Source organism: Enterococcus florum, assembly GCF_004309355.1.
Taxonomy (GTDB): Bacteria; Bacillota; Bacilli; order Lactobacillales; family Enterococcaceae; genus Enterococcus_A; species Enterococcus_A florum.
In genome coordinates, this window is the sequence record NZ_BJCC01000042.1 from 13,641 (window position 1) to 33,521 (window position 19,881).

Genomic DNA, 19,881 nt, shown 5'->3' on the forward strand with positions numbered 1-19,881 from the left:
CTAAAAGCAGACAGGGGTGTGCCCCCATCTGCTTACTTGTGCCTTACTCGCCGAATGTTGAATCTTGCAGTTTGCGTAAACGATATACTGTAGTTGATTCATCGATTTCAATGTCATCATAAGTTAAGAAAGTGCCATCCTTGATATCGCGTTTGGCTACGGAAGTCCCACCGACTAAGCCGATCGGCACGTTGCCGTTTTTCGCCATATCTGCATGGGTTTCTAAGACACCGCGGACACAATAGCCGCCGATTCCGTCGATCTTTTCACCCTTTTTGATATCTTTTTTAGCTACCGCTACTGTTTCAGAAATTGGTGCTCCCATCGGAACAATCGCATGATCATGATTTAAGACTGCCTTCGCGATCGTAACTGGCGTTTCCAAACTTGCCAAATGATACGGACGGTATAGGATATGGTGATCGCGATCGCCCTTCTTCATTAAGTAGCTTAACTCGTGCTGTACGCCGTCATTTTGCCCTTTCACAATAACGAATACACCAGGTGCCAATCCATCAACGTATTCAACGACACCATACTTGTCTAAGATCCCACCGTTTTCTTTTGTATCCAGATCTTTGATGACTGAATCCACATCGCCGCTGATTCCGTGCATACCCACTTTATCTGGTACAAATCCGATGGCATTCGACAGCAAGTTCATTTCTGCCATGGTTTTTGTGCCATCCTGGAAAGCCGCCAGCATGTGACTGGACATATTCTTTGAATCTGCTTCTGCTTGTGCACTGTCTGGATTTGCGCTGACTTTCAATTTGTTGTTCTTGCCTTTACCAGCGACTAAGACTTCCATCCCCATGCTCTTGGCAAATTCGAACAATTCTGTGGTTGCTGCCGGCTCGTCTCCGTCAGAACCCGTGTAAATCAAGTTAGCTGAATCGTACATTTTCTTCATCAGAGGTCCAATGGTGATGTCTACTTCAACATTTAATAAAACCAAATGTTTTTTCGCCAGCAATGTCTCTAAGGAAATTTGTGCGCCAACTTCAGGTACACCAGTAGCATCTACAATGACTTCTACTTGGTCTGAATGAATAATTTCTTTAAAATCTGAACTCGTTAAAATATCGACCTTCTTATCCGCACTTGCATTGTAGGCTTCCGCTGCTTTTTTGGCTGCTTCCACATGGATATCACTAACGCCTGTGACTGCCATTCCAGGAATGGTCGAAATCTGCGCGATCATCCCAAAGCCCATTTGTCCTGCTCCGATTACCCCGACTTTGATTGGCTGATTGTTCTTTTCTCTCTCCAAAAGCTTTCCATAAAGTGTCATTGTGAACCCCTCCAAATTATTGTCATATGACAACTAAACTGTCATATGCCTAAAGACAACTTTAGTATAACATGACAAAAAATCATGTCAACGCTTTCTTTCATACGCCCGAACTTTTTTTATTAATTGGAACATATGTCACGATTGCGAAAACCCTTATGGAAAAGGTTATAATCCGCGTTTATAATTTAAGAACAAGAATAATATTCAGTTTTACTTTTATGAAACTATCTCTTTTTCCCAAAATAAAATAACTATATATTCAAATGGCTATTCTCGAAAAACCCATTTCTATTCATTTAAATAAGAAGATTGATCAAAAATTCACTTGAAAGAATTACTCATTCTTATCCAATCAAAATATCATTAACCCAAAAGAACTATAGGAATACGAGAAATTACGCTAATTATTGTGAACGCTTACACAATGCCTGCTTTTTCCGATAAAAAACGAGTAAAAAAAAAGCAAATTGAACCTAAATTCATACTGCTTTGTCATTTAACGCCTATTTATATATCTTGCAAAAACTGCTTTTGATGAAAAGGTTCACTACAAGTAAGAGAATTTGCCAAAAAATTCGATTACTTCCAAAATTCTACATAGAAAAAATCTGAGAAAAGAATAAAATACTTTTCTCAGATTAGCTGTTGCTTTCTCATCCTCGCGTTTTCCCGCCAGCCACGTTAACGGTTACACCGCTGATGTAACTTGCTCGATCTGACAATAGAAAACTCACCACATTGGCTACCTCCTCCAGTTTTCCACTTCTTCCTAACGGAATAGTCGAAACCTTCGAATAGTTTTTCCGCAGCGTATCCACCGTAATTCCGCGAGTATAGGCCAAGGCCTCCTCATATTCAGGAGTGCGCAAACCGGTTTCTTCCATAATCCCCGGTGCCACGCCGACTACACGAATGTTGAATTCCCCCAGCTCCTTAGCCCAAGAACGGGTAAAACTGTTGATGGCTGCTTTAGTTGCTGCGTAAATACTTTGTCCTTCTGAATCTTCCAAGCCAGCTTCCGAGGAAATATTGATCATTACGCCGGCGCCAGCTTGATAGAAAACCCGTGCAGCTGCACACTGGAGTGAATGTCCGCATTAATAACGGTTGCTTCTGCTGCCAGCAGTCCAGCAACAATTGCTTTTCCTATCCCTGAAGACCTACTGGTGACATAGAAAAAGCATCCCCGAAATTTCAGGGATGCTTGAGTAAAAATAGTCTAATCATCAGCTAACAATGCTAAAGCAATTACATCGGTAGTAATCAAGACATTCACCAGCTGATGCTCCACCGCTATTTTGATCGCTTTGATCCGGCCTTCATCAGCGGCAATCGTCAGAACCTGAGGAACCTGTTGGAGGTTAGGCAGCGTTACACCAATGATGCTTTGATTGATCTTGCAAATCGCTTCTTCTCCTTGCTCATTGTAGAAACGAGAGTTAATATCACCGACAATTTGATTGCAGCTGAGTTCTTCGATATCTTCATGCGAAAGATAACCGATCTCTTCCATGGTGCTTCGTTCATAAGGATTACCAATCCCAACCACCGCAATATCTACATTTAAGCCGTCACTCAATACGGATTCAATCGCCGGGTTGCTTTTCAGCGCATTTGCCAGTTGTTCGTTGGCTAGCAGGGCCGGTGCATAGAGATATTTCGACTTGCCTCGTACCTTTTTAGCCAAATCATGGCTTAGCTGATTGGAATGAATGTTCACGAAGTCATCCCCCATCCCACCGATTAATGGAACCACGGAAAGCTCTGAATGGTTGCTGTAGGGAAAATAATCCACCATTCTTCTAATGGCCTTGCCCCAAGAAATTCCGACACTTTTGGCGTGCTTTAGCTGCTTGTTTAAATAATAGGCTGCAGATTTGGCCGTCATTTTTTCGATTTCTTCGATGGTCAAATCTTTAGAATCAATCACAATTGAAGAGACCAAGTCGTATTTTTTTTCCAGCTTTCTTTCCAGCAAAGACGTATAGGTGTTTTTGCTGTTAATCGTAATTTCCACGATGCCTTCTTCTTTGGCATCCAGCAGCAGTTTAGACACCAAGGAGCGGGAAACGCCCACCTGCTTGGCAATCTGAGCTTGGGTTAATCCCTCCTCATAATATAAGCAGGCCATTTTGACAATATTTTTTTCTTCTATTATATCCATCGATACGTTCTCCTTATATTAGACTTGGGACTTCCCTTTTAACTGAAGGTGATAATGTCTCCTACCTCAAGCTTAGGAAATATCTTGGGCTCAACTAAAATTGCTCCAGGCAGAATTTCATTGTTTTCACTGTCTCTAAAGTAGATGGAAATATGTCCCAGGGCTTGATAATTAGGATTGGCTTCGCTGCCAACCTCTAAAATGGTGTATTCCTGAGTACCGATTGTCAGCTTACCACCCTTTTTCAACGCTTCCGCCGGTCGCTGGTCCGTCTCATGGATAACACAAATGTCTCGCAATTCGGCCATTGCTTCAGGTCCAAACAGCACCAGCAAAAATTCTTCAGCGAAATCCTCGACAATTGATCCAATTTCAATAATGGTTGTTTGATGCATGCTTATGCTCCTTTAAAGGTATCGTCTTGCAGCTTGCGCAATTGCCAAACGGAAGTACTTTGATCTAGTTCCACATCCTCTTCTGTTATGAAGGTCTCTGCTTTAATATCCCGCTTAGCGACAACTTCACCGGAAATTAAACCGATTGGAATGTGCCCCTGGGCTTCCATATCGACATGAGTTTCCAAAACGCCGCGAACACAATAGCCGCCAATTCCATCTAATTTTTCACCAGCTTTAATGTCCTTTTTAGTCACTGCTACTGTTTCAGAAATAGGCGCACCCATTGGGATGATAGCATGATCCTGCTGCAGCACAGCCTTGGCGATAGTTACGGGTGTTTCTAAACTGGCTAAGTGATACGGACGGTACAGAATGTGATGATCTCTGTCGCCTTTCTTCATTAAGTAGTTCAATTCACCGGCTACATCAGCATTTTGTCCCTTAACAATGACAAAGACGCCTGGTGCTAAGCCATCCACATATTCGACTACGCCATATTGAGACAGAACCCCGCCCTTTTCCTTCAAGTCTAAATCCTTAATCACTGAGTCTACATCACCGGATAAACCATGCATCCCTACTTTGTCTGGAATATAGCCGATAGCATTGGACAAAAGGTTCATCTCGGCCATCGTTTTAGTTCCATCCTGGAAAGCAGCCAACATGTGTGCAGCCATGTGTTTACCTGCTGCTTCTTCAGCTGCAGTGTCAGGATTGGCAGTCGTTTTTAATTTGTTGTTCTTACCTTTTCCGGCAACTAGGACTTCCATTCCCATCGATTTGGCAAATTCAAATAACTCGGTAGTTGCTGCTGGTTCATCTCCATCAGAGCCGGTGTAAACCAGACCGGCTGAATCATATAATTTATGCATCAATGGTCCGATGGTAATGTCGATTTCAACATTTAACAAGACCAGATGTTTTTTCGCAATTAAGGTTTCCAGCGCAATTTTGGCGCCGACTTCAGGAACACCAGTGGCATCAACAATTACTTCATTCAAATCAGAGTGAATGATCTCCTTAAAATCAGCCGATACCAGCAGGTCATTTTTCACTTCTGATGAAGCTAAGTACGCCTCTTTGGCTTTCTCTGCATTTTCTACGAACAGATCACTAACCCCGGTTACGATCATGCCAGGGATCGTAGCGATTTGGGCAATCATTCCACGTCCCATTTGTCCAGCTCCGACGACTCCGACGCGAATTGGGTTTCCTTCTTGTTGACGTTTTAACAGTTCTCCATAAAGTGTCATGTTGTTCCCTCCGATTTTTTATTGTCCATTTCAAGTTGAATTAATTTAATCGCTTCTTCGACGGAAGCTCTATACTTACGCTTTTGCATTTCTGCTGGCAGATCTTGGATACTGCAGCCGATTAGCTCCTGACAGGTTTTGAATTTGGCAAAAACTGTTAGACCAGTCATCACTTGGCAATCAGCAATCACCCCGTCTTTGTCAGCCAGCATCAACGTAATCATTCGTGCTTTTAACTTGCTGTTAGCCATCCCTACACCAAGAAAGCCTTCTTGCTTTTGTGCCATCATGCTTCGCAGTGTTTTGCGATAATAACTGGCATGACTCATAGAAGTAGCGAGATTTACCATCAGTAACGCGATAATGACGAATACCAAGCGAAGATCAATCATAGTTTTCTCCTATTTAATGAATTAGTTTGTAGACATAGACGTTGGCAAGTACTCATTTACCATTCGTGCTGCCAGAATTTTCGGTGAGTTGGCAAAGTTGCCAATCGTTGATCCAGCAATATGCGGGGTAATGGTTACATTTTCCAACGTTAGATAAGGATGATCTGCTGGCAACGGTTCTTGTTCAAAAACATCGACAGCAGCTCCCGTAATCTCTTTGGTTTGCAGAGCCTCAATTAAATCTTGTTCATTGATTAAACCAGAACGAGCACTGTTGATCACCACCGCATTGGACTTCATCTTTTTGAAGTGTTCTTTGTTTAACATATTTTTGGTTTCAGGCGTTAGTCGGTAGTGCATGGAGATAATGTCGGCCTGACGAACTAATTCCTCTAATGAAACCTGCGTATCTGGCGTTTCCCCGGTGAAATAATCATCAAAGAAGATGATTTTGCCACCAAATGGCCGAACCAAATTGGCTACCTTTTGACCTATAGCACCATAGCCGACTAAACCGACTACCGACTCCTTCAATTCGGGAGCCAATACACCGTTGGGATAGTATTTCTCCCATTCACCGTTGCGAAGTTTGCGATCTGCTCGTGCAATATTGCGGATTTCTGATAGCATTAAGCCGACTGCATATTCTGACACGCTGGTTTCACTGCGGCCAGGTGTGTTAAAGACCGTGATTCCCTTTTCTTCAGCATAGCTGCGGTTAACGTTCTCAATCCCTGCCCGCAGCACACCGATGAATTTTAAGTTTTTCGCCCGATCAATTACTTTTTTACCAATCGGCGCGAATTGCGTAATGATATAATCGTATTCTTCAATTCCTGCTAGTAATTCCTCTGACAGGTCAACTGCTTCACTGCCTTGTTTTTCCAGCGTAATATTGTCCTTTTGCAGCGCCTCTAAATCCTCATGCTGCCAGTTCTTTACCTCAACAGTAATCCCTTTTTCTTCTAAAAGTGCCAAGCCGTTTTCCATCATTTCTTGATCGATGAAAAGGTCTGCGATTGCTAAACATTTTGCCATTTCCTAAACTCCTATCTAATTTAATGTGACAGACACCCGGAAGTTGCCTGGGGTACTTGCAGTTTTGAAGGCTTCTTGAATATCGGCTAACGGAATGTGGGTTTCTACCAATTTGGAAACATCCACTCGACCAGTGTTTAACATTTCCGCAGCATCAGCGAAGTCTTCTAAGGTCGATCCATAGGTGCCAATCAGCTCTAAACGCATGTAATGGATCTTGTTAGGATCAACATCCATGTCCGGTGCAGGATAGCCCGCTGCGTACATAGAGATTTTTCCGTCTTTGGGCTTCACCATTTCTAAGGCCTGATTATTCGCTGCAGTAGCACCAACGGCCACGACTACGATATCGGCTCCCTTGCCGTTAGTTAACTCCTTTACCTTAGCAACTGCGTCTACTTCTTTGGGATTGATGGTTTCAAAACCCATCTCTTGAGCAACGTTCAATTTCTTCTCCATTAATTCAGAGACAATTACTCGTGCCCCAAAGGCCCGCGCTGTTTCCGCGTTCAACAGGCCCATTGTTCCAGCACCGATGACAACTACTGTATCCGTACCAGATTTGACCCGAAGCTTCTTCATGTTTTGAATCACAGATGATAAGGGTTCAACAAAGGCCGCTTCTGAAGCCGGCAATTCCGGATTCATTTTCACAAAGCTTTTGGCCTTGCGGATAAAGTAGTTGGCAAAGCCGAAGATCCCGTAATATTCCTCTGAGTAATTTTTACCGAACTGCTTGATGTTTTCGCAGCTGGTTACCTCCCCGTGTTTGCATTCATCACAATAGCCGCAATAGTCATAGACGACGCTGACTTTGTCGCCAACTTCGTAAATGTCGCCAACAGCAGCTCCTTTAGCAATCACTGTTCCTGAACATTCATGTCCACCTGCCATAGGATAGCCTTGATGCTCCCGTAATCCCAACCATTGCTGGTAATCGGTTGTACAGATGTTGCAGGCTTCTTGTTTAACAAGAAGCTCATCTTCCTTGAGCTCTGGCAATTTCATTTCTTTTACCTCAGCCACTCCTTTTTCGAGTAAGCAGCCAAACTTAATTTTTTCAGGAATCATATCCCTTTCACCTCTTAAATTATTTTTACAGTCCAAATGACATGAAGTAAGCAACCACAACTGCCAAAGGTCCGGTTAATACTCTTGAGAAAAGAATTGATGGAACACCTGAGGAGATCGTCGCTGGATCAGCCTCCCCAAGGGTCATTCCTACAGGTGCAAAGTCGCAGCCCACTTGTGAATTAATGGCAAACAATGCTGGTAATGCATAGTGCGCAGGAATGGTTCCGTTCGCAATTTCTGTACCGATTAATAACCCAATTACTGATGCAATCACTGCTCCCGGCGCTAGTAATGGCGATAAGAATGGCAAGCTGGTGATTAGGCCTAAAATGACTAACCCAACTAGGCTTCCAGCTAACGGTGACAACACTTTTGCGATTAAATCACCAATCCCGGTATAATTGATGATCCCGATTAATGTAGCGACGAAGGCCATGAATGGTAAAATATTAGTCATGACGGTTTCGATCGTTTCGCGACCGGCCTGATACATAATATTAATGAAGCTGCCGGCTGCCCGACCAATCTTATCAATCAGACCGATAAAACCTTTTTTGCTTTCATAGGCTTCGTCAGCTGTCGTTGCTGATTCTTCCTGTACAGGCTCTCCCATTTCTCTAACAATTGGTTCCTCTTTAACTTCTTGTACAACGGTCTCTTCTAAACTACTGGTGCTTCCATTAACTACTTCCAGATCATTTACTGTTGTTCCCGAAACAAAAATATCTTCCGTCATGAATTTTGCTAATGGTCCAGAAGGCGCCTGCAGTTTCACATTGACAGTTGGGATTCGCATCCTTGGATAGGTGCCGCAGCGAGCGGTTCCGCCGCAGTCAATCACCGCTGCTAAGGTTTCATCTTTTTCTACTGGGTTTTTAAACGCATCCACTGCCGTTGTTCCTGTTAGCTGCGCAATCTTTTCGGCTACTGGATGGATACCGCCACCAGTTACACTAATGACATATTTTTTTTTCGCATCTGGAACCAAAGTTAATGGGCCGCCCCATCCGCCTTTTCCTTTATGAACAATTACTGTTTTACTCATTCTTTTCCCTCCGTTCGTTAGGCATTTACAGCTTTCTTTTTGTCGCGACTAGCTAAAATAGCATAGATTCGTTCGGTAACAATTCCCCGAATGAGGATGACGACAAAACCAGCCAAAAGATACCGGAGAGCCAACTCACTCTGGTTTCCTACCTTTTCAAAACCAGCAGCAACCCCTAAATAAACAAATAATTCCGCTGCATTCGCATGAGGAAAAAGACCAACAATTGGATGAACCATTGACACGGTTGAGTCATAGTAAGCCGCCTTGTGCTCTTCCTTTAAGAAACGTCCGAAGGTATAGCACATTGGGTTGGTTAAAAAGAAACAAGCTAGAAATGGAATCAAGGTATAGCGCAAAACGATAAACTTAGTACACACTTGCATGAAGCCGAACACTCTTTCCTCACCAATAATCTTGATCAAAGCGTTTACAAACAAGATTAACGTAATAAGCAATGGGATGATCCCCGTTAGAAATCCCACAAATGTCTCAGCTCCTGCCTGAAACATCCCGATGAAACCGTCTGATAGTTTTACTAAAAAATCCATGACCTTCCTCCTAAAATTTGGAATATGACACTCGCGCGAGTTTTAGTATCATATGACACAAATCGTGTCCATTGATACTTTCGAGAACAATATATCAAGTGACACAAAAAATGTCAAATGATATTTTTACTTTTTTTTTAGCGTGAAATAGTTTAGAATGGTACTGTCTTAACAGTACGCAAAACATAAATCGGTTTGCGTCTAGGAGGGGGAGAGAGATGAGTACATCCGAAGAAAGAAATATGCTGAAGGTTGCCACACTCTACTACAAAGAAGGGTTAACACAGGTACAGATAGCGAAAAAGCTAGGGGTCTCACGCTCTCTTATTTCAAAATGGCTGATCGCTGCTCGCAACAAGGGGTTTATCGAATTTTTTATTAATAGTGAAGATGTCTATTCCATTGATCTGGAAAATAAACTAGAAAAAGAGTTTGGTCTAAATTCAGCTGTCGTGATCGACACCAGTAATTTATCCTTTTCTGAGGTGGAGAAGGTGTTGGGACAGACTGCAGCAATCTCCATTAAAAATAACATTGAAAATGCGGATTCGATTGGAGTGTCTTGGGGGAAATCTATTAAGAGCTTAGTTACTCAGTTTCCTTTTGAGAACTATCCTGACAAGGTCTTTATTCCTCTGATTGGCGGGATGGGTACGGATCACTTCGATATTCACTCTAATCAGCTATGTTATGAATTTGCTAGAAAAACTCGCAGTACGTCAAAGTATTTGTATACACCTGCACTAGTATCCAATCCTTTAATGCGGCAAGAGTTCGAAAATAATATTTATATCAAAGGCATTTTGGAAGAAGCGAAAAATGTCTCGCTGGCAATCGTCAGCATCTCATCACCTTACCATGTAAATACAATGGAGGAGATTGGCTATATAACAAAAGAGGATATTGTTGAGTTGGAAAAACTAGGAGTTGTCGGAGATGTGAACTCCCGTTTCTTTGACCGTGAAGGCAAGGAAGTCAATCATGATATTAACAACAATGTCATTGGTGTAGGGATCGAAGAGTTGAAGAAAATTCCGCAGGTGGTAGCCATTGCCCATCACGAAGACAAGTGGTCGGGGGTTTATTATGCCTGTAAGAATCAGCTGGTGACTGATTTAATCACTACCGATGTGATTGCTCACCGAATGCTTTCTGATGATCCAGACCAGTAAAATAAAGAATCCAGTCCTTAATTTTCAGGGACTGGATTCTTCTTTAACGATTCTCCTCAATCCGCTTTTTCAATGCTTGAATAAACGGTTGATAATTTACTTTTTCGTAATCTGAAACATCAAACTCTACTAGTTCGCCTAATTGAAATTGGTGGTAGCCTCGGTCCTCAATGATTTGACGGAAGGCTTCTTCCGTAATCAAAGCATCTGCTTGGGTACGATCAGTCAGTTGATCACCAAAATGATAATGCGTCATAATATGACTCAAGTGCCGATCACTAGCCACATCTCTCACCCTTCGCCGCTGCCACAGCACCGCAAAATCAGCAACCAAACGAATGGTAATGAGTTGATAGTCATACTGCTCTGCTAGCACCTGCAGCTTCGGCGCTTGTTTGTGACTGAAGGGATACTCAGAAAGAATTACCCGTTTGCCAGCCTCCATGTATAAATCCAGCACACCATAATAAAATTTCCAGACCCGCTGCTCCAGTGCTGCTTTTTCAGCTGGATTGTTAAAACCCACTGAATCTGCCAATATCTCCTTGCCTTCATCGGGGGTAATAACAAACAGTTCCGGCAATACTTTTTTGATCTCATTGATTAAATAGGTTTTGCCGGTTGCTGGACTGCCGGCTAGTAAGATCAGATATTTTTTCATCTTATTGTTTCAGCGCTAACGGGCTGTCCACATTCATGAACAATCCGATTTTGTGCTTCACGATTTCTTTTACCTTCATATTTGCTGGAATCACGTTGTGGCGCAGAGATTTGTTGACTTCGGTTTTGGCAAAGGAATCTTTCGCAGTTTGAGTCCAGTTTACCAGCAGTTCAGTCCCGACGTTGAACTTGCGAATGCCGTGATTAATCAGCTCTGGATAATCTTCTTCCTTCACACCAGTACCACCGTGAACAACTAGTGGAATATCAACTACTGCATGAATTTCCTTCAACAAGGGAATGTTGACTTCGGTTTTTGATTTGAATTGGCCATGATTCGTGCCAATCGCGATCGCCAACGCGTCAACACCTGTGTGTTTAACAAACTCTACGGCATCGGCCGGTTTGGTATAAACCTTGTCATCTTCGGCGACTGAAATGCCTTCTTCCGTTCCACCAATAGTTCCTAATTCACCTTCTACAGAAGCACCATGGGCATGAGCGTATTCAACCACTGCTTTGGTTTTGGCAACATTTTCTTTGAAGGGCAGATGTGAGCCATCATACATTACGCTAGAGTAGCCTGCATCAATTGCCGCTTTAATTTCGTCAAACTCCCGAGCATGATCCAGATGCAGGCAGACATCCACCATTTCATCCTCTGCGATTTCTTTGGCTACAGCAACCATGACTTTGTACCCGATATATTTAGCCGTATCGATACTGGTTTGAATGATAATCGGTGCCCCCATTTCTTTGGCTGCGCGAATCATTTCCGGCAGCATCTCCAAATTGTGGGTATTAAAGGCACCAATGGTCATGTTTAATTCGGTGGCTGTTTGAGTGACTTCTTTGAGTGTTTTATACATTGCTTTACCTTCTTTTCTTTTTTATCCGCTAATGGTGACCTTCTTGGCAATCTGGCGCATGTCGTCCATCTTGCCCATATAATAATCAATCCCCGCATCGTCGCTGTTGCGGGCAGCTTCTGCCCGCTTGGCGTTGTAGAGACTCATTAACTTTTTGTAGCCGTCCTTGATAGTGAGCTTATAATCCAGACTGGTTTCCAGTGCTTTGATGGCTTGTTCAGTATCTTCTAGTTCTGCATAGATTAATCCCAGTTGTTCATACAATTGCGCCATCGCTTCTTTTTCTTCTGGATTAGCCGCTTCGATTTGAGTCATTAATTCCTGAGCCTTGGCTGTCAGTGCTTGTTTCTCCTCTTCGGTCAAGGTTGGTTCTACTACTTCAGCAGCTTTCTTTTCTTTCTTTTTGAAAAAGCCAAACATCGGGTGCTCCTTTCCAGCCTAGAAGGCTTTTAAGATGGGACTTAAAATCCATGCGTATAACAGAGCGACAGTTACGGTGTCCACATCTGTTGCTGTAGCATTGACAAAGCCCATTTGATTGAAAATCGTTACTAGCAGTGCTGGCAATAGGGTAATAAAGAACCCGTGAGCGATCCCGCCGATAATTGCGCCGCGCCGGCCGCCAACTGCATTTCCGAAAATCCCCGCCGTACCGCCGGCAAAGAAGTTCGTCAGCATCCCTGGCAAAATCATTGCTAGACCGAACATTGGCAAAACAAACATAGCAATAATTGTACCGATGGTCGTGGTAATGAAGCCTAAGATAACCGCATTTGGTGAATACGGGAAGAACACAGGACAATCCAAAGCGGGTATTGCATTCGGCACAAGCTTCATGGCAATTCCTCGGAAGGCCGGCACAATTTCTCCTAGCAACAGACGTACTCCAGAAAGCAGAACGTACACCCCAACGACAAATTGGATTGCTTGCAGGAAAGCGTACATCAGGTAATGCTGGGAACCTGTGTCCACTACGCCATCTCCAGCGAAGGCAGCCGTGATAATGTACAACGGCACCATAACTACCATTACTGACAGGTACGTATCTTGCAAGAATTCAAAGGATTTTGGCAAATTAATATCTTCAATTGATTTCTTGTTTTCGCCTTTTTCTCCGAAAATGTATGCAACTCCAGCTTCGAACATGTAGCCAATCGTACAGAAGTGTCCTAAGGCAATATCATTGGAGTCGGTAATTTTGCGAATAATCGGCTGAGCAATCGCTGGCATAGCAACCGCGAAGACCGCCCCTACAAATCCACCAACCAGAATCAAAACAATTCCTCTTAGACCGGAGAAGTAGCCAAAAACTGTGGTCATAGTAGCCATCCATAAAATCGCCTGACCCGTTAAGAAGATGTATTTCCATTTAGTAAATCGAGCAATGAGAATATTAAAAACAAAAATTGCTAAGAACGTTAAGGCAATGTCACGACCTAAGCCCAGTTCATTCATTGCCTGTCCATTAATCGCTTCAATCGAAGGGATAATTCCTTGCATGTTGAAGCCGGCAGTAAAGATTTCGCCAAAGTAGGTCAAGCTGCCTACAATAATGCTGGAGCCGGCACTTAACACCTGGAAGCCCAGCAACGTTTTTAAGGTACCGGAGATAACTTGTCCCACGGATTTCTTTTGCAAAACCAACCCCAGCATGGCAATTAAAGCAATTGTGATTGAGGCCTGTGTCAAAATATTTTGGATAATAAAATTCACTACACCCATTGTTTTGTCTCCTTTATGCTAATTTTTTACAACGCACCTTTTGCTGCTAATACCGGTAATAATTTTTCTTCGATTTCTGCCTTTGAGACGATATTCTTCAAAAAGACAATCGATGTTTTGCTTTCATCAATGGAAAATTTTTCAAATTGCGACTGGAAATTTTGTGCAGTGATAATCACATCTGGCTGAACAGAAGCCGCGGTTGAAATATCCACATGATCCAATTTTGCGTCTACCTTGTGTGCATTTAAAACATCCTCTGCGGCCATCTGAGCGGCAAAACTGCTGCCTAGCCCTGCTCCACAAACAAATAAAATCTCTACTCTTTTACCCATCATTCATTCGCTCCATTCTATTTTTTAAAAAATTAATTCCTGCTTAACTAAACAACACTGCTTTAAATTCCTCTATGTCGGTGAACTCACTTAATCGGTCAATCTTGGCTTCATCGTTGATTAACTCCACCAGACTTTTCATAATATTCAGATGAGAAAAGGAATCCACCGCGGCCAGACAAAAGATGATTTTCACTGGATCATTGCTGTCATTGCCAAATTCTATCGGCGGTTCCAACGTAGCGACACTTAATCCCAGCCGATTTACGCCGTCTTCGGGACGAGCGTGGGCTAACGCGATGTGCTTGCCGATCACGATATACGGTCCGAACTCCTTGACCGCTTGAATCATAGCCTCAACATAGCTTTTTTCGATCACAGCTTCCTTTAACAGAGGCTCTGCTACCTTTTCAATCGCTTCCTCCCAGTCGTGAACAGGCTGTTTCAGTAAAATTGCGCTGTCCTTTAATACATCTTTCAACATTGGCTGAATCTCCTTTTTATTGATCACCAAATGGTTTTGATCAAAGACTAATTCTAATTCTTTATAAATGTCACCAGTGACCTTGCCTTGGCTTTTTTCAATAATGTCAATTAAGGCATAGAACAACTGTGTGGAATCGTTGCTGTTGTGAATCAGACGTTTGTATTTGCTGTTTTCCGCTAAAAACTGCTGAATCCGTTTCTTGCTGTCTTCTTTGATAATCGGATCCAGCTCCAGCAGCGGCTTTTGATTATAGGAAACCTGCACGGTGGAGAAGACTAAATCGACATCCAGCTTAGCAATCAAGGCGATTTCCCGTGAGCTTAGCACGGCCAGCACCTCAATATTGAATAGCTCCTTTAAGTTTTCTGACAGCAGCTTGCCAGTGGCCATGCCATGGTTGCAGATCACCACTGCTTTATAAACGTAATGAAGGTCTTGATTAATCGCACTGACCGAAGTCGAGAAATGAATGGTTAGAAAAGCTAGTTCATCATCACTGAGCTTTTTGCCGGTCGTTTTCTCAATTTTCGGTGTGAATTGCTGGATGGCCGCGTAGATATTGCCGTAGTTCTTTTGGATATTTTCCTTTAAGGGATTCACAATCTGGACATCGCTTTTGACTCGATTGATCAATCCGGCAATATGCTTGTACAGCCCTTCCTGCAGCACCTCTTCCTTACGGGAAAAAGGAATCTTAGTTTGCTTTTCGACAAACTGAATCAATTGAATCGACAATAACTGCGCTTGTACCCACTCGATGGAGTTGTTCATATCTCGCGAGTTGAAGGTATTCAACATAAATACGATGTACTTAATTTCAATTTCTGGCGGATGAATCGCAAAAGTCTCACAAATCGCATTCACGTAATCACGAATTTCACTTTGGGGGGTGTCTACCACTTCCCAAGCGGTACTAGCAATTAAATCCTGCCGCAAAAAACGACTGAGCCAAACGGCCGTAAAAACAATGAGCTGGTTACGATAAATATTGTCTTCTACAGATGAGATGGACTGGTCATACAGCTGATCCAGCTTCTGTAACAGCGCCAGCGGAATGTAGCGCTCCAGAATCGAACGATTCAACGAGGACAAGTGTTCCTTCTCAGGATCAATTACCCCGACTGTGTCATTGATAATGTCGTAAATCATCGTCCGAATGGAACGCTCGGCTCCCCGGAGAACGATGCCTTGTTTGGCAATGCTTAACACTTCAATGCCGTAGGTTTGCAGGGTCGTCCGAACCCGCCGCATATCTTCATCCAATGTGCTTTTGGAAATGAGATATTCCTCTTCTTTTTGATAAAGAAAAACGGGTCGTTTCCCTAATGAAAAGGCCAGGATCAAATCAAAAATCCGATTTTCCCTTTCCAGATAATCCGGCTTCTCTACCTTTTTAGTAAAATCGTTCAGCTTCTTCCGCTGTTCCTCTGACAAAACCAGCTGGTAGCCCTTTTTGCGGACATTCTCAATTTCAGGGAAATTCTGCTGGGTTAAAAACTCGTTGATCTCTTTCAATTCATTGCGGATGGTGCGGGCACTAATATGGAATTTTTCCTCCAGCGCCGATAGGTCCAAAGGATAATCCGTAGTTATAAAAAGTTTTAAAATGTGAATGGTTCGATCTTTCATGTGTTTATCCCCTCGTCTAAACAAAGTATATAGGCGGCAACAATTCTTGATAAGTAGAGATTGTTGCCACCTTTTTTTGCAAAAATGTAAGCGTTACTAAAAGGAATTTTTTCTCTGAATAGATTGCTCGAAAAAAGCGATTGTTCTTGTGCGTTATTTTAAAATCACGATTTTTTTGATGAATTATAAAAAAACTCCTATTAACGCATTCTGCTCGTTAATAGAAGTTCCTTAAATATTATCCGTTATTTCATGGTTGTCCGTATGTCCCGAATTTATCCACAGCCTCCTGCAATTGCTGCTGATTCAGCAGCACAGGGGTTCCGATGCTTAGGGCTCGATAGGCCAGCTTCGCTATAAATTCGATATCCTTGGCAGCTTCGAAAGCCTTCCCCAGAGAATCACCAATTGTCAGCACCCCATGATTGCCTAGCAGAATGCCTTTATCTTGTTTGATCTGTTGAAACGCCTCCTCAGCCAATTCAGGACTGCCAAAGGTTTTGTAGGCACAACAGCGAATCTTCTCACCGATTGAGCCGATGAGATAATGCAACGGCTCGATCTCCTGATTCAGACAGGCAAAGGTAGTAGCATATTCCGAATGAGTATGGACTACACTATTGACATCGGAGCGGTTCCGATAAAAAATCGCGTGCAGCTCGTGTTCGCTGGAGGGTTTGCGTACCCCTTCGACTACCTCTCCCTGCAAATTCATCACGACAATGTCTTCTGTCTCCATCTCAAAATAAGGAATCCCGCTGGGACTGATCAAAAACTGCTTTTCTTCTCGCATATAGAGACTGATGTTGCCGCCGGTACCAGTCGTCAAACCGTCCGTAATCAATTTTTTTCCATAAGCAACCAGTTGTTCTCGTTCGTTTAAATAATTCATCGTGTTCCCTCTTAATAAAATGTATTTTTTGGTTGTTCTCCTAAATAGCTGGCAAGATCATAGGGGGAATAGATCCCCCGATCCGTCACAATCCCGCCGATTAATTCTGGTGGAGTCACATCAAAGGAAGGATAGATCGCTTTTACTCTAGTCGACGTATGCCTGATGCCATTCATTTCCATCACTTGTGCGGGATCACGCATCTCGATAGTGATATCGGCCTGGGTTTTCTTATCGACATCCGGAATCCCCGTGACAAAATAAGGAATCCCAAAACGATTGGCCAGCAATGCGATTTGATACGTTCCGACTTTATTGGCGATATAGCCGTCCTGTGCAATCGTATCTGCAGCGGATGTATAGAGATCGATTTTCTCATGCGTCATGATATACGCGATCATATTATCTGAAACTACCGTGGTATCAAACCCCATCTCTGCACAACAGCTCGCCGTCAAACGAGCGCCCTGTAAATACGGCCTAGTCTCTGCACAAAAGAAGCGCAGTTTTTTTCCTTGTTCCTTGGCTCTGCGCAGCAGCATACCCACGATCGTCTCACCAAAGCATTGGGTCAAAACGGTTCCGTTGTCTGGAATCTGATCGATCAAATAACCTGCGACCTTGTTCATAATAAAATAACGCCTGTTTAATGAATCGATCGTCATTTGCTTGATAGTTTCTGTGGGATCTGCCTGCTGATCTAAAGCCGTTTTAGCTGCCTTTACACAACTCTCTGTGATCAGCCGCATCCGATTGGCTGTTGTCGGCCGAGCCGTTGCGATCGTCTCTGCAGCCTGCTCCAAAAATGCCACCCGTTCTCCAGGCGAAAAGCCTTTGCTTTGTTCACTTGCTAAAGCCATACCCATACCAGCAGCTGTGTATGGCCCTGCACTTTGGGTGACCATATCTGCGATTGCCTGTGCAACTTCCTGATACGTCCAGCAATCGACGTACTCCACTCGCGTCGGATAGATTCGTCGATCCAAAATCCGAACCCTTCCTGCTTCATACCAGGCAACATTCTCGTATTGCAATAATGTAGGCATTTGCCCATCTTGTCTTTCCATACTAGAGCTCCTCTGCTTGATAAAATAACTCGATCAACTGTTGGCCACGCGTAATTTCTTGACGTTTTAAAATCAGCTGCATCCCCGTTTGGATCAAAATACGTTCCATTTGAAGCTGTTTGCTGTGATCCTCTAATAACGACAATTCCTTCACCTTGGAATCCCCAACGACTCGCCGAATGATTTCTGTTCCAGCATAGCCGACCGCGTCCGCAAAAACAGCTGCCAACCATTCTTTTTTGAAAGCCAGGTTTTGATACAAAGGCAGCTGGACCTGCTGATCATATAGAGCAGTGAATTTTTCATAGGTATGATCATACACTTCTTTAATAGTATGCAGCAACCAGTCATTAAAGGCTTTATCAAAGGAACCATCCAACCGATTTTTGACCAGCGGAAAATACAAATGAGCCAGCACATTGCCAATATCGTAGCCGATCGGACCATAAAAAGCGAATTCGGGATCGATGACCTTCAGTCCAGATGTATTGATAAACAGCGACCCCGTATGCAGATCGCCATGGATCAATGCCTGCGCCTGGTTCATAAAACGATCCCGCAGCCAAGCGACCTCTGTCTGCAATCGATTGTTTTCGTAAAGCTGCTGATGAACAAACGCTTCATTGCCGATGGTGAGAACATTACGCTTTTTATAATCATCGTACGGCTCAGTGAAAACCAAATCCTCACTGATATCCGACATTTCGATGTTGACAAACTGGCGCACTTTCTGCTTTTTTAAAGCCCGATCCAAAATCAAATCAGACGTCGGCAGCAGCACTTCCGTCAAATAGCTAGAGATTTCCTGACTAAAATTTGGAAAAACCTGCTTTTCGATCAACTGATAGCGCATATTTTGATAGTCAAAGATATCCTCCATCGTCAGTGCGTACATTATAGGATCAAAGTGAATCACCTTCGGCACATACACAGGAGCCAATTCATTTTGCCACCTCAAGATTTCTGCTTCGATTCGACTGCGGTCGATCGACAATGGACGTCCAGAGGAACGCAGCAATGTATCCGCCTGTTTAATGACTACACTCCTGCCGGTTTCTTGTTCCTCGATCCGAAAAACATAGTTGATATTGCCATCTCCAATCTCGGTGACCAAAAGCGTTGCATCGAGTGGAAACAGTCGTAATTCTTGTGTTGCATACTCTTTGATGTCTGCTTGTTGCATTAAAAAATGGTGCTGGTATTTTGGTAAATGAGCTGGTGTTGCGTGCATAGATATCTCCTTACGTGCTCAGATAGACCGAGCTTGGTTTCTCTCTAGTGTAATCTTTTTCTAATCATTTGAAAACATTTGATACTAGTGATTTTCTGTAAAGCTACTAAAAAAATCACCAACCGTATAGTCAGTGATTTATAGATTTGTTCAGAGATCTTTTGTATATTTCGAATGTAAATCTCTTTAAGCTTTACTCTTCCGCCTTCCCCTTTCGTCGAAGCAGAATCAGCCGAATCAGGATCATTCCTAGCATCACACTCGCTGTGATAATTGCCGCAAGCAGTACCTTTCGATCTACTTGAGTATTGTTGACCGCCTTGATCTTGTCCTTTTCTTCTGGCACATAGGCGGTGCGAATCCCTCGTACCAATAGGCGGTGCGAATTAACGCCATACGGTGTACACGTCACGATCGTACAGTGGTCCTCTCCAGCAACAGGTCGCAAAGCCTCGGTCTCTTCTGGCAGTACAACCTTGATTTGATCGACCTTGTAAGCCAGCGTCTGATCTAAGACAGTCAAATAAAACAGATCCCCTTGTTTCATTTCGGTCAAGTCTGTTAACAGCTTGCCGGAAGTCAGTCCCGTATGGCCGGTCAACACA

20 protein-coding genes and 1 pseudogene are annotated in these 19,881 nt (G+C 43.2%); 1 reads left to right on the top strand and 20 read right to left on the bottom strand.

The annotated features are described in order from the left end of the window. Positions 1–43: 43 nt before the first annotated feature. From NRIC_RS18580 to srlA, 10 genes and pseudogenes are all read right to left on the bottom strand, one after another. Entirely contained in the window at positions 44–1,294 is a 1,251-nt protein-coding gene (locus NRIC_RS18580; protein WP_146624218.1) for an NAD(P)H-dependent oxidoreductase, read from the bottom strand. Positions 1,295–1,950: 656 nt separating this feature from the next. Beyond that, positions 1,951–2,364, bottom strand: a pseudogene (locus tag NRIC_RS18585) (SDR family oxidoreductase); the annotation flags it as partial. A 152-nt stretch (positions 2,365–2,516) separates the two neighbouring features. Next, entirely contained in the window at positions 2,517–3,461 is a 945-nt protein-coding gene (locus tag NRIC_RS18590; RefSeq protein ID WP_146624220.1) for a sugar-binding transcriptional regulator, read from the bottom strand. Positions 3,462–3,499: 38 nt separating this feature from the next. Further along, positions 3,500–3,856: a PTS glucitol/sorbitol transporter subunit IIA gene (locus tag NRIC_RS18595; RefSeq protein ID WP_146624221.1), complete on the bottom strand. Its 357-nt coding sequence runs from the start codon at positions 3,854–3,856 to the stop codon at positions 3,500–3,502. Between the two features lie 2 nt (positions 3,857–3,858). Beyond that, entirely contained in the window at positions 3,859–5,112 is a 1,254-nt protein-coding gene (locus tag NRIC_RS18600; RefSeq protein ID WP_146624222.1) for an NAD(P)H-dependent oxidoreductase, read from the bottom strand. After that, positions 5,109–5,504, bottom strand: a complete 396-nt coding sequence (locus NRIC_RS18605; protein WP_146624223.1) for a transcriptional regulator GutM — start codon at positions 5,502–5,504, stop codon at positions 5,109–5,111. The genes NRIC_RS18600 and NRIC_RS18605 overlap by 4 nt, the downstream gene beginning before the upstream one ends. Positions 5,505–5,525: 21 nt before the next feature. After that, the gene (locus NRIC_RS18610) at positions 5,526–6,542 is read right to left on the bottom strand and encodes a 2-hydroxyacid dehydrogenase (protein WP_146624224.1); all 1,017 of its coding nucleotides are present in this window, start codon (positions 6,540–6,542) and stop codon (positions 5,526–5,528) included. Positions 6,543–6,557: 15 nt separating this feature from the next. Then, complete coding sequence (locus tag NRIC_RS18615; protein ID WP_146624225.1) at positions 6,558–7,613, bottom strand: zinc-binding dehydrogenase; 1,056 nt, start codon at positions 7,611–7,613, stop codon at positions 6,558–6,560. 25 nt (positions 7,614–7,638) lie between these two features. After that, a complete protein-coding gene (gene srlE / locus NRIC_RS18620) occupies positions 7,639–8,661 on the bottom strand; it encodes a PTS glucitol/sorbitol transporter subunit IIB (RefSeq protein WP_146624226.1) in 1,023 nt (340 codons plus the stop codon). A 17-nt stretch (positions 8,662–8,678) separates the two neighbouring features. Beyond that, the gene (srlA, locus tag NRIC_RS18625) at positions 8,679–9,212 is read right to left on the bottom strand and encodes a PTS glucitol/sorbitol transporter subunit IIC (protein ID WP_146624227.1); all 534 of its coding nucleotides are present in this window, start codon (positions 9,210–9,212) and stop codon (positions 8,679–8,681) included. A 218-nt stretch (positions 9,213–9,430) separates the two neighbouring features. Here srlA and NRIC_RS18630 point away from each other — a divergent pair, with 218 nt between their 5' ends. Beyond that, entirely contained in the window at positions 9,431–10,384 is a 954-nt protein-coding gene (locus tag NRIC_RS18630) for a sugar-binding transcriptional regulator (protein WP_146624228.1), read from the top strand. 43 nt (positions 10,385–10,427) lie between these two features. Here the strand turns inward: NRIC_RS18630 and NRIC_RS18635 are convergent, their stop codons facing one another. The 10 genes from NRIC_RS18635 to NRIC_RS18680 form a co-directional block, all read right to left on the bottom strand. Then, positions 10,428–11,045 carry an AAA family ATPase gene (locus tag NRIC_RS18635; RefSeq protein WP_146624229.1) on the bottom strand — a complete coding sequence of 206 codons (618 nt, stop codon included), beginning with the start codon at positions 11,043–11,045 and terminating at the stop codon, positions 10,428–10,430. Position 11,046: 1 nt separating this feature from the next. After that, positions 11,047–11,913 (bottom strand): class II fructose-bisphosphate aldolase, encoded by an 867-nt coding sequence (locus NRIC_RS18640; RefSeq protein WP_146624230.1) that lies wholly within the window; start codon positions 11,911–11,913, stop codon positions 11,047–11,049. Positions 11,914–11,934: 21 nt separating this feature from the next. Next, positions 11,935–12,333, bottom strand: a complete 399-nt coding sequence (locus NRIC_RS18645) for a tetratricopeptide repeat protein (protein ID WP_146624231.1) — start codon at positions 12,331–12,333, stop codon at positions 11,935–11,937. A gap of 18 nt (positions 12,334–12,351) precedes the next feature. Beyond that, on the bottom strand, positions 12,352–13,635 hold the full coding sequence (locus tag NRIC_RS18650; protein ID WP_146624232.1) for a PTS sugar transporter subunit IIC: 1,284 nt from the start codon (positions 13,633–13,635) through the stop codon (positions 12,352–12,354). A gap of 26 nt (positions 13,636–13,661) precedes the next feature. Beyond that, positions 13,662–13,970, bottom strand: a complete 309-nt coding sequence (locus NRIC_RS18655) for a PTS sugar transporter subunit IIB (protein ID WP_146624239.1) — start codon at positions 13,968–13,970, stop codon at positions 13,662–13,664. A 43-nt stretch (positions 13,971–14,013) separates the two neighbouring features. Further along, positions 14,014–16,086, bottom strand: a complete 2,073-nt coding sequence (locus NRIC_RS18660) for a BglG family transcription antiterminator (protein ID WP_146624233.1) — start codon at positions 16,084–16,086, stop codon at positions 14,014–14,016. 250 nt (positions 16,087–16,336) lie between these two features. Then, positions 16,337–16,978 carry an L-fuculose-phosphate aldolase gene (locus tag NRIC_RS18665; RefSeq protein ID WP_146624234.1) on the bottom strand — a complete coding sequence of 214 codons (642 nt, stop codon included), beginning with the start codon at positions 16,976–16,978 and terminating at the stop codon, positions 16,337–16,339. An 11-nt stretch (positions 16,979–16,989) separates the two neighbouring features. After that, positions 16,990–18,045, bottom strand: a complete 1,056-nt coding sequence (locus NRIC_RS18670) for an S-methyl-5-thioribose-1-phosphate isomerase (RefSeq protein WP_146624235.1) — start codon at positions 18,043–18,045, stop codon at positions 16,990–16,992. 1 nt (position 18,046) lies between these two features. After that, entirely contained in the window at positions 18,047–19,276 is a 1,230-nt protein-coding gene (gene mtnK / locus NRIC_RS18675) for an S-methyl-5-thioribose kinase (RefSeq protein WP_146624236.1), read from the bottom strand. Positions 19,277–19,469: 193 nt separating this feature from the next. Further along, positions 19,470–19,881, bottom strand: a 412-nt coding sequence (locus tag NRIC_RS18680) for a sortase (protein WP_146624237.1), incomplete at its 5' end; no start/stop codon positions are given.

What these genes read in the sequence shown, in the direction of transcription:
- NRIC_RS18580 (WP_146624218.1), bottom strand. Translation starts at nt 1,294, where the DNA reads ATGACACTTTATGGAAAGCTTTTGGAGAGAGAAAAGAACAATCAGCCA.
- NRIC_RS18590 (WP_146624220.1), bottom strand. Translation starts at nt 3,461, where the DNA reads ATGGATATAATAGAAGAAAAAAATATTGTCAAAATGGCCTGCTTATAT.
- NRIC_RS18595 (WP_146624221.1), bottom strand. Translation starts at nt 3,856, where the DNA reads ATGCATCAAACAACCATTATTGAAATTGGATCAATTGTCGAGGATTTC.
- NRIC_RS18600 (WP_146624222.1), bottom strand. Translation starts at nt 5,112, where the DNA reads ATGACACTTTATGGAGAACTGTTAAAACGTCAACAAGAAGGAAACCCA.
- NRIC_RS18605 (WP_146624223.1), bottom strand. Translation starts at nt 5,504, where the DNA reads ATGATTGATCTTCGCTTGGTATTCGTCATTATCGCGTTACTGATGGTA.
- NRIC_RS18610 (WP_146624224.1), bottom strand. Translation starts at nt 6,542, where the DNA reads ATGGCAAAATGTTTAGCAATCGCAGACCTTTTCATCGATCAAGAAATG.
- NRIC_RS18615 (WP_146624225.1), bottom strand. Translation starts at nt 7,613, where the DNA reads ATGATTCCTGAAAAAATTAAGTTTGGCTGCTTACTCGAAAAAGGAGTG.
- srlE (WP_146624226.1), bottom strand. Translation starts at nt 8,661, where the DNA reads ATGAGTAAAACAGTAATTGTTCATAAAGGAAAAGGCGGATGGGGCGGC.
- srlA (WP_146624227.1), bottom strand. Translation starts at nt 9,212, where the DNA reads ATGGATTTTTTAGTAAAACTATCAGACGGTTTCATCGGGATGTTTCAG.
- NRIC_RS18630 (WP_146624228.1), top strand. Translation starts at nt 9,431, where the DNA reads ATGAGTACATCCGAAGAAAGAAATATGCTGAAGGTTGCCACACTCTAC.
- NRIC_RS18635 (WP_146624229.1), bottom strand. Translation starts at nt 11,045, where the DNA reads ATGAAAAAATATCTGATCTTACTAGCCGGCAGTCCAGCAACCGGCAAA.
- NRIC_RS18640 (WP_146624230.1), bottom strand. Translation starts at nt 11,913, where the DNA reads ATGTATAAAACACTCAAAGAAGTCACTCAAACAGCCACCGAATTAAAC.
- NRIC_RS18645 (WP_146624231.1), bottom strand. Translation starts at nt 12,333, where the DNA reads ATGTTTGGCTTTTTCAAAAAGAAAGAAAAGAAAGCTGCTGAAGTAGTA.
- NRIC_RS18650 (WP_146624232.1), bottom strand. Translation starts at nt 13,635, where the DNA reads ATGGGTGTAGTGAATTTTATTATCCAAAATATTTTGACACAGGCCTCA.
- NRIC_RS18655 (WP_146624239.1), bottom strand. Translation starts at nt 13,970, where the DNA reads ATGGGTAAAAGAGTAGAGATTTTATTTGTTTGTGGAGCAGGGCTAGGC.
- NRIC_RS18660 (WP_146624233.1), bottom strand. Translation starts at nt 16,086, where the DNA reads ATGAAAGATCGAACCATTCACATTTTAAAACTTTTTATAACTACGGAT.
- NRIC_RS18665 (WP_146624234.1), bottom strand. Translation starts at nt 16,978, where the DNA reads ATGAATTATTTAAACGAACGAGAACAACTGGTTGCTTATGGAAAAAAA.
- NRIC_RS18670 (WP_146624235.1), bottom strand. Translation starts at nt 18,045, where the DNA reads ATGGAAAGACAAGATGGGCAAATGCCTACATTATTGCAATACGAGAAT.
- mtnK (WP_146624236.1), bottom strand. Translation starts at nt 19,276, where the DNA reads ATGCACGCAACACCAGCTCATTTACCAAAATACCAGCACCATTTTTTA.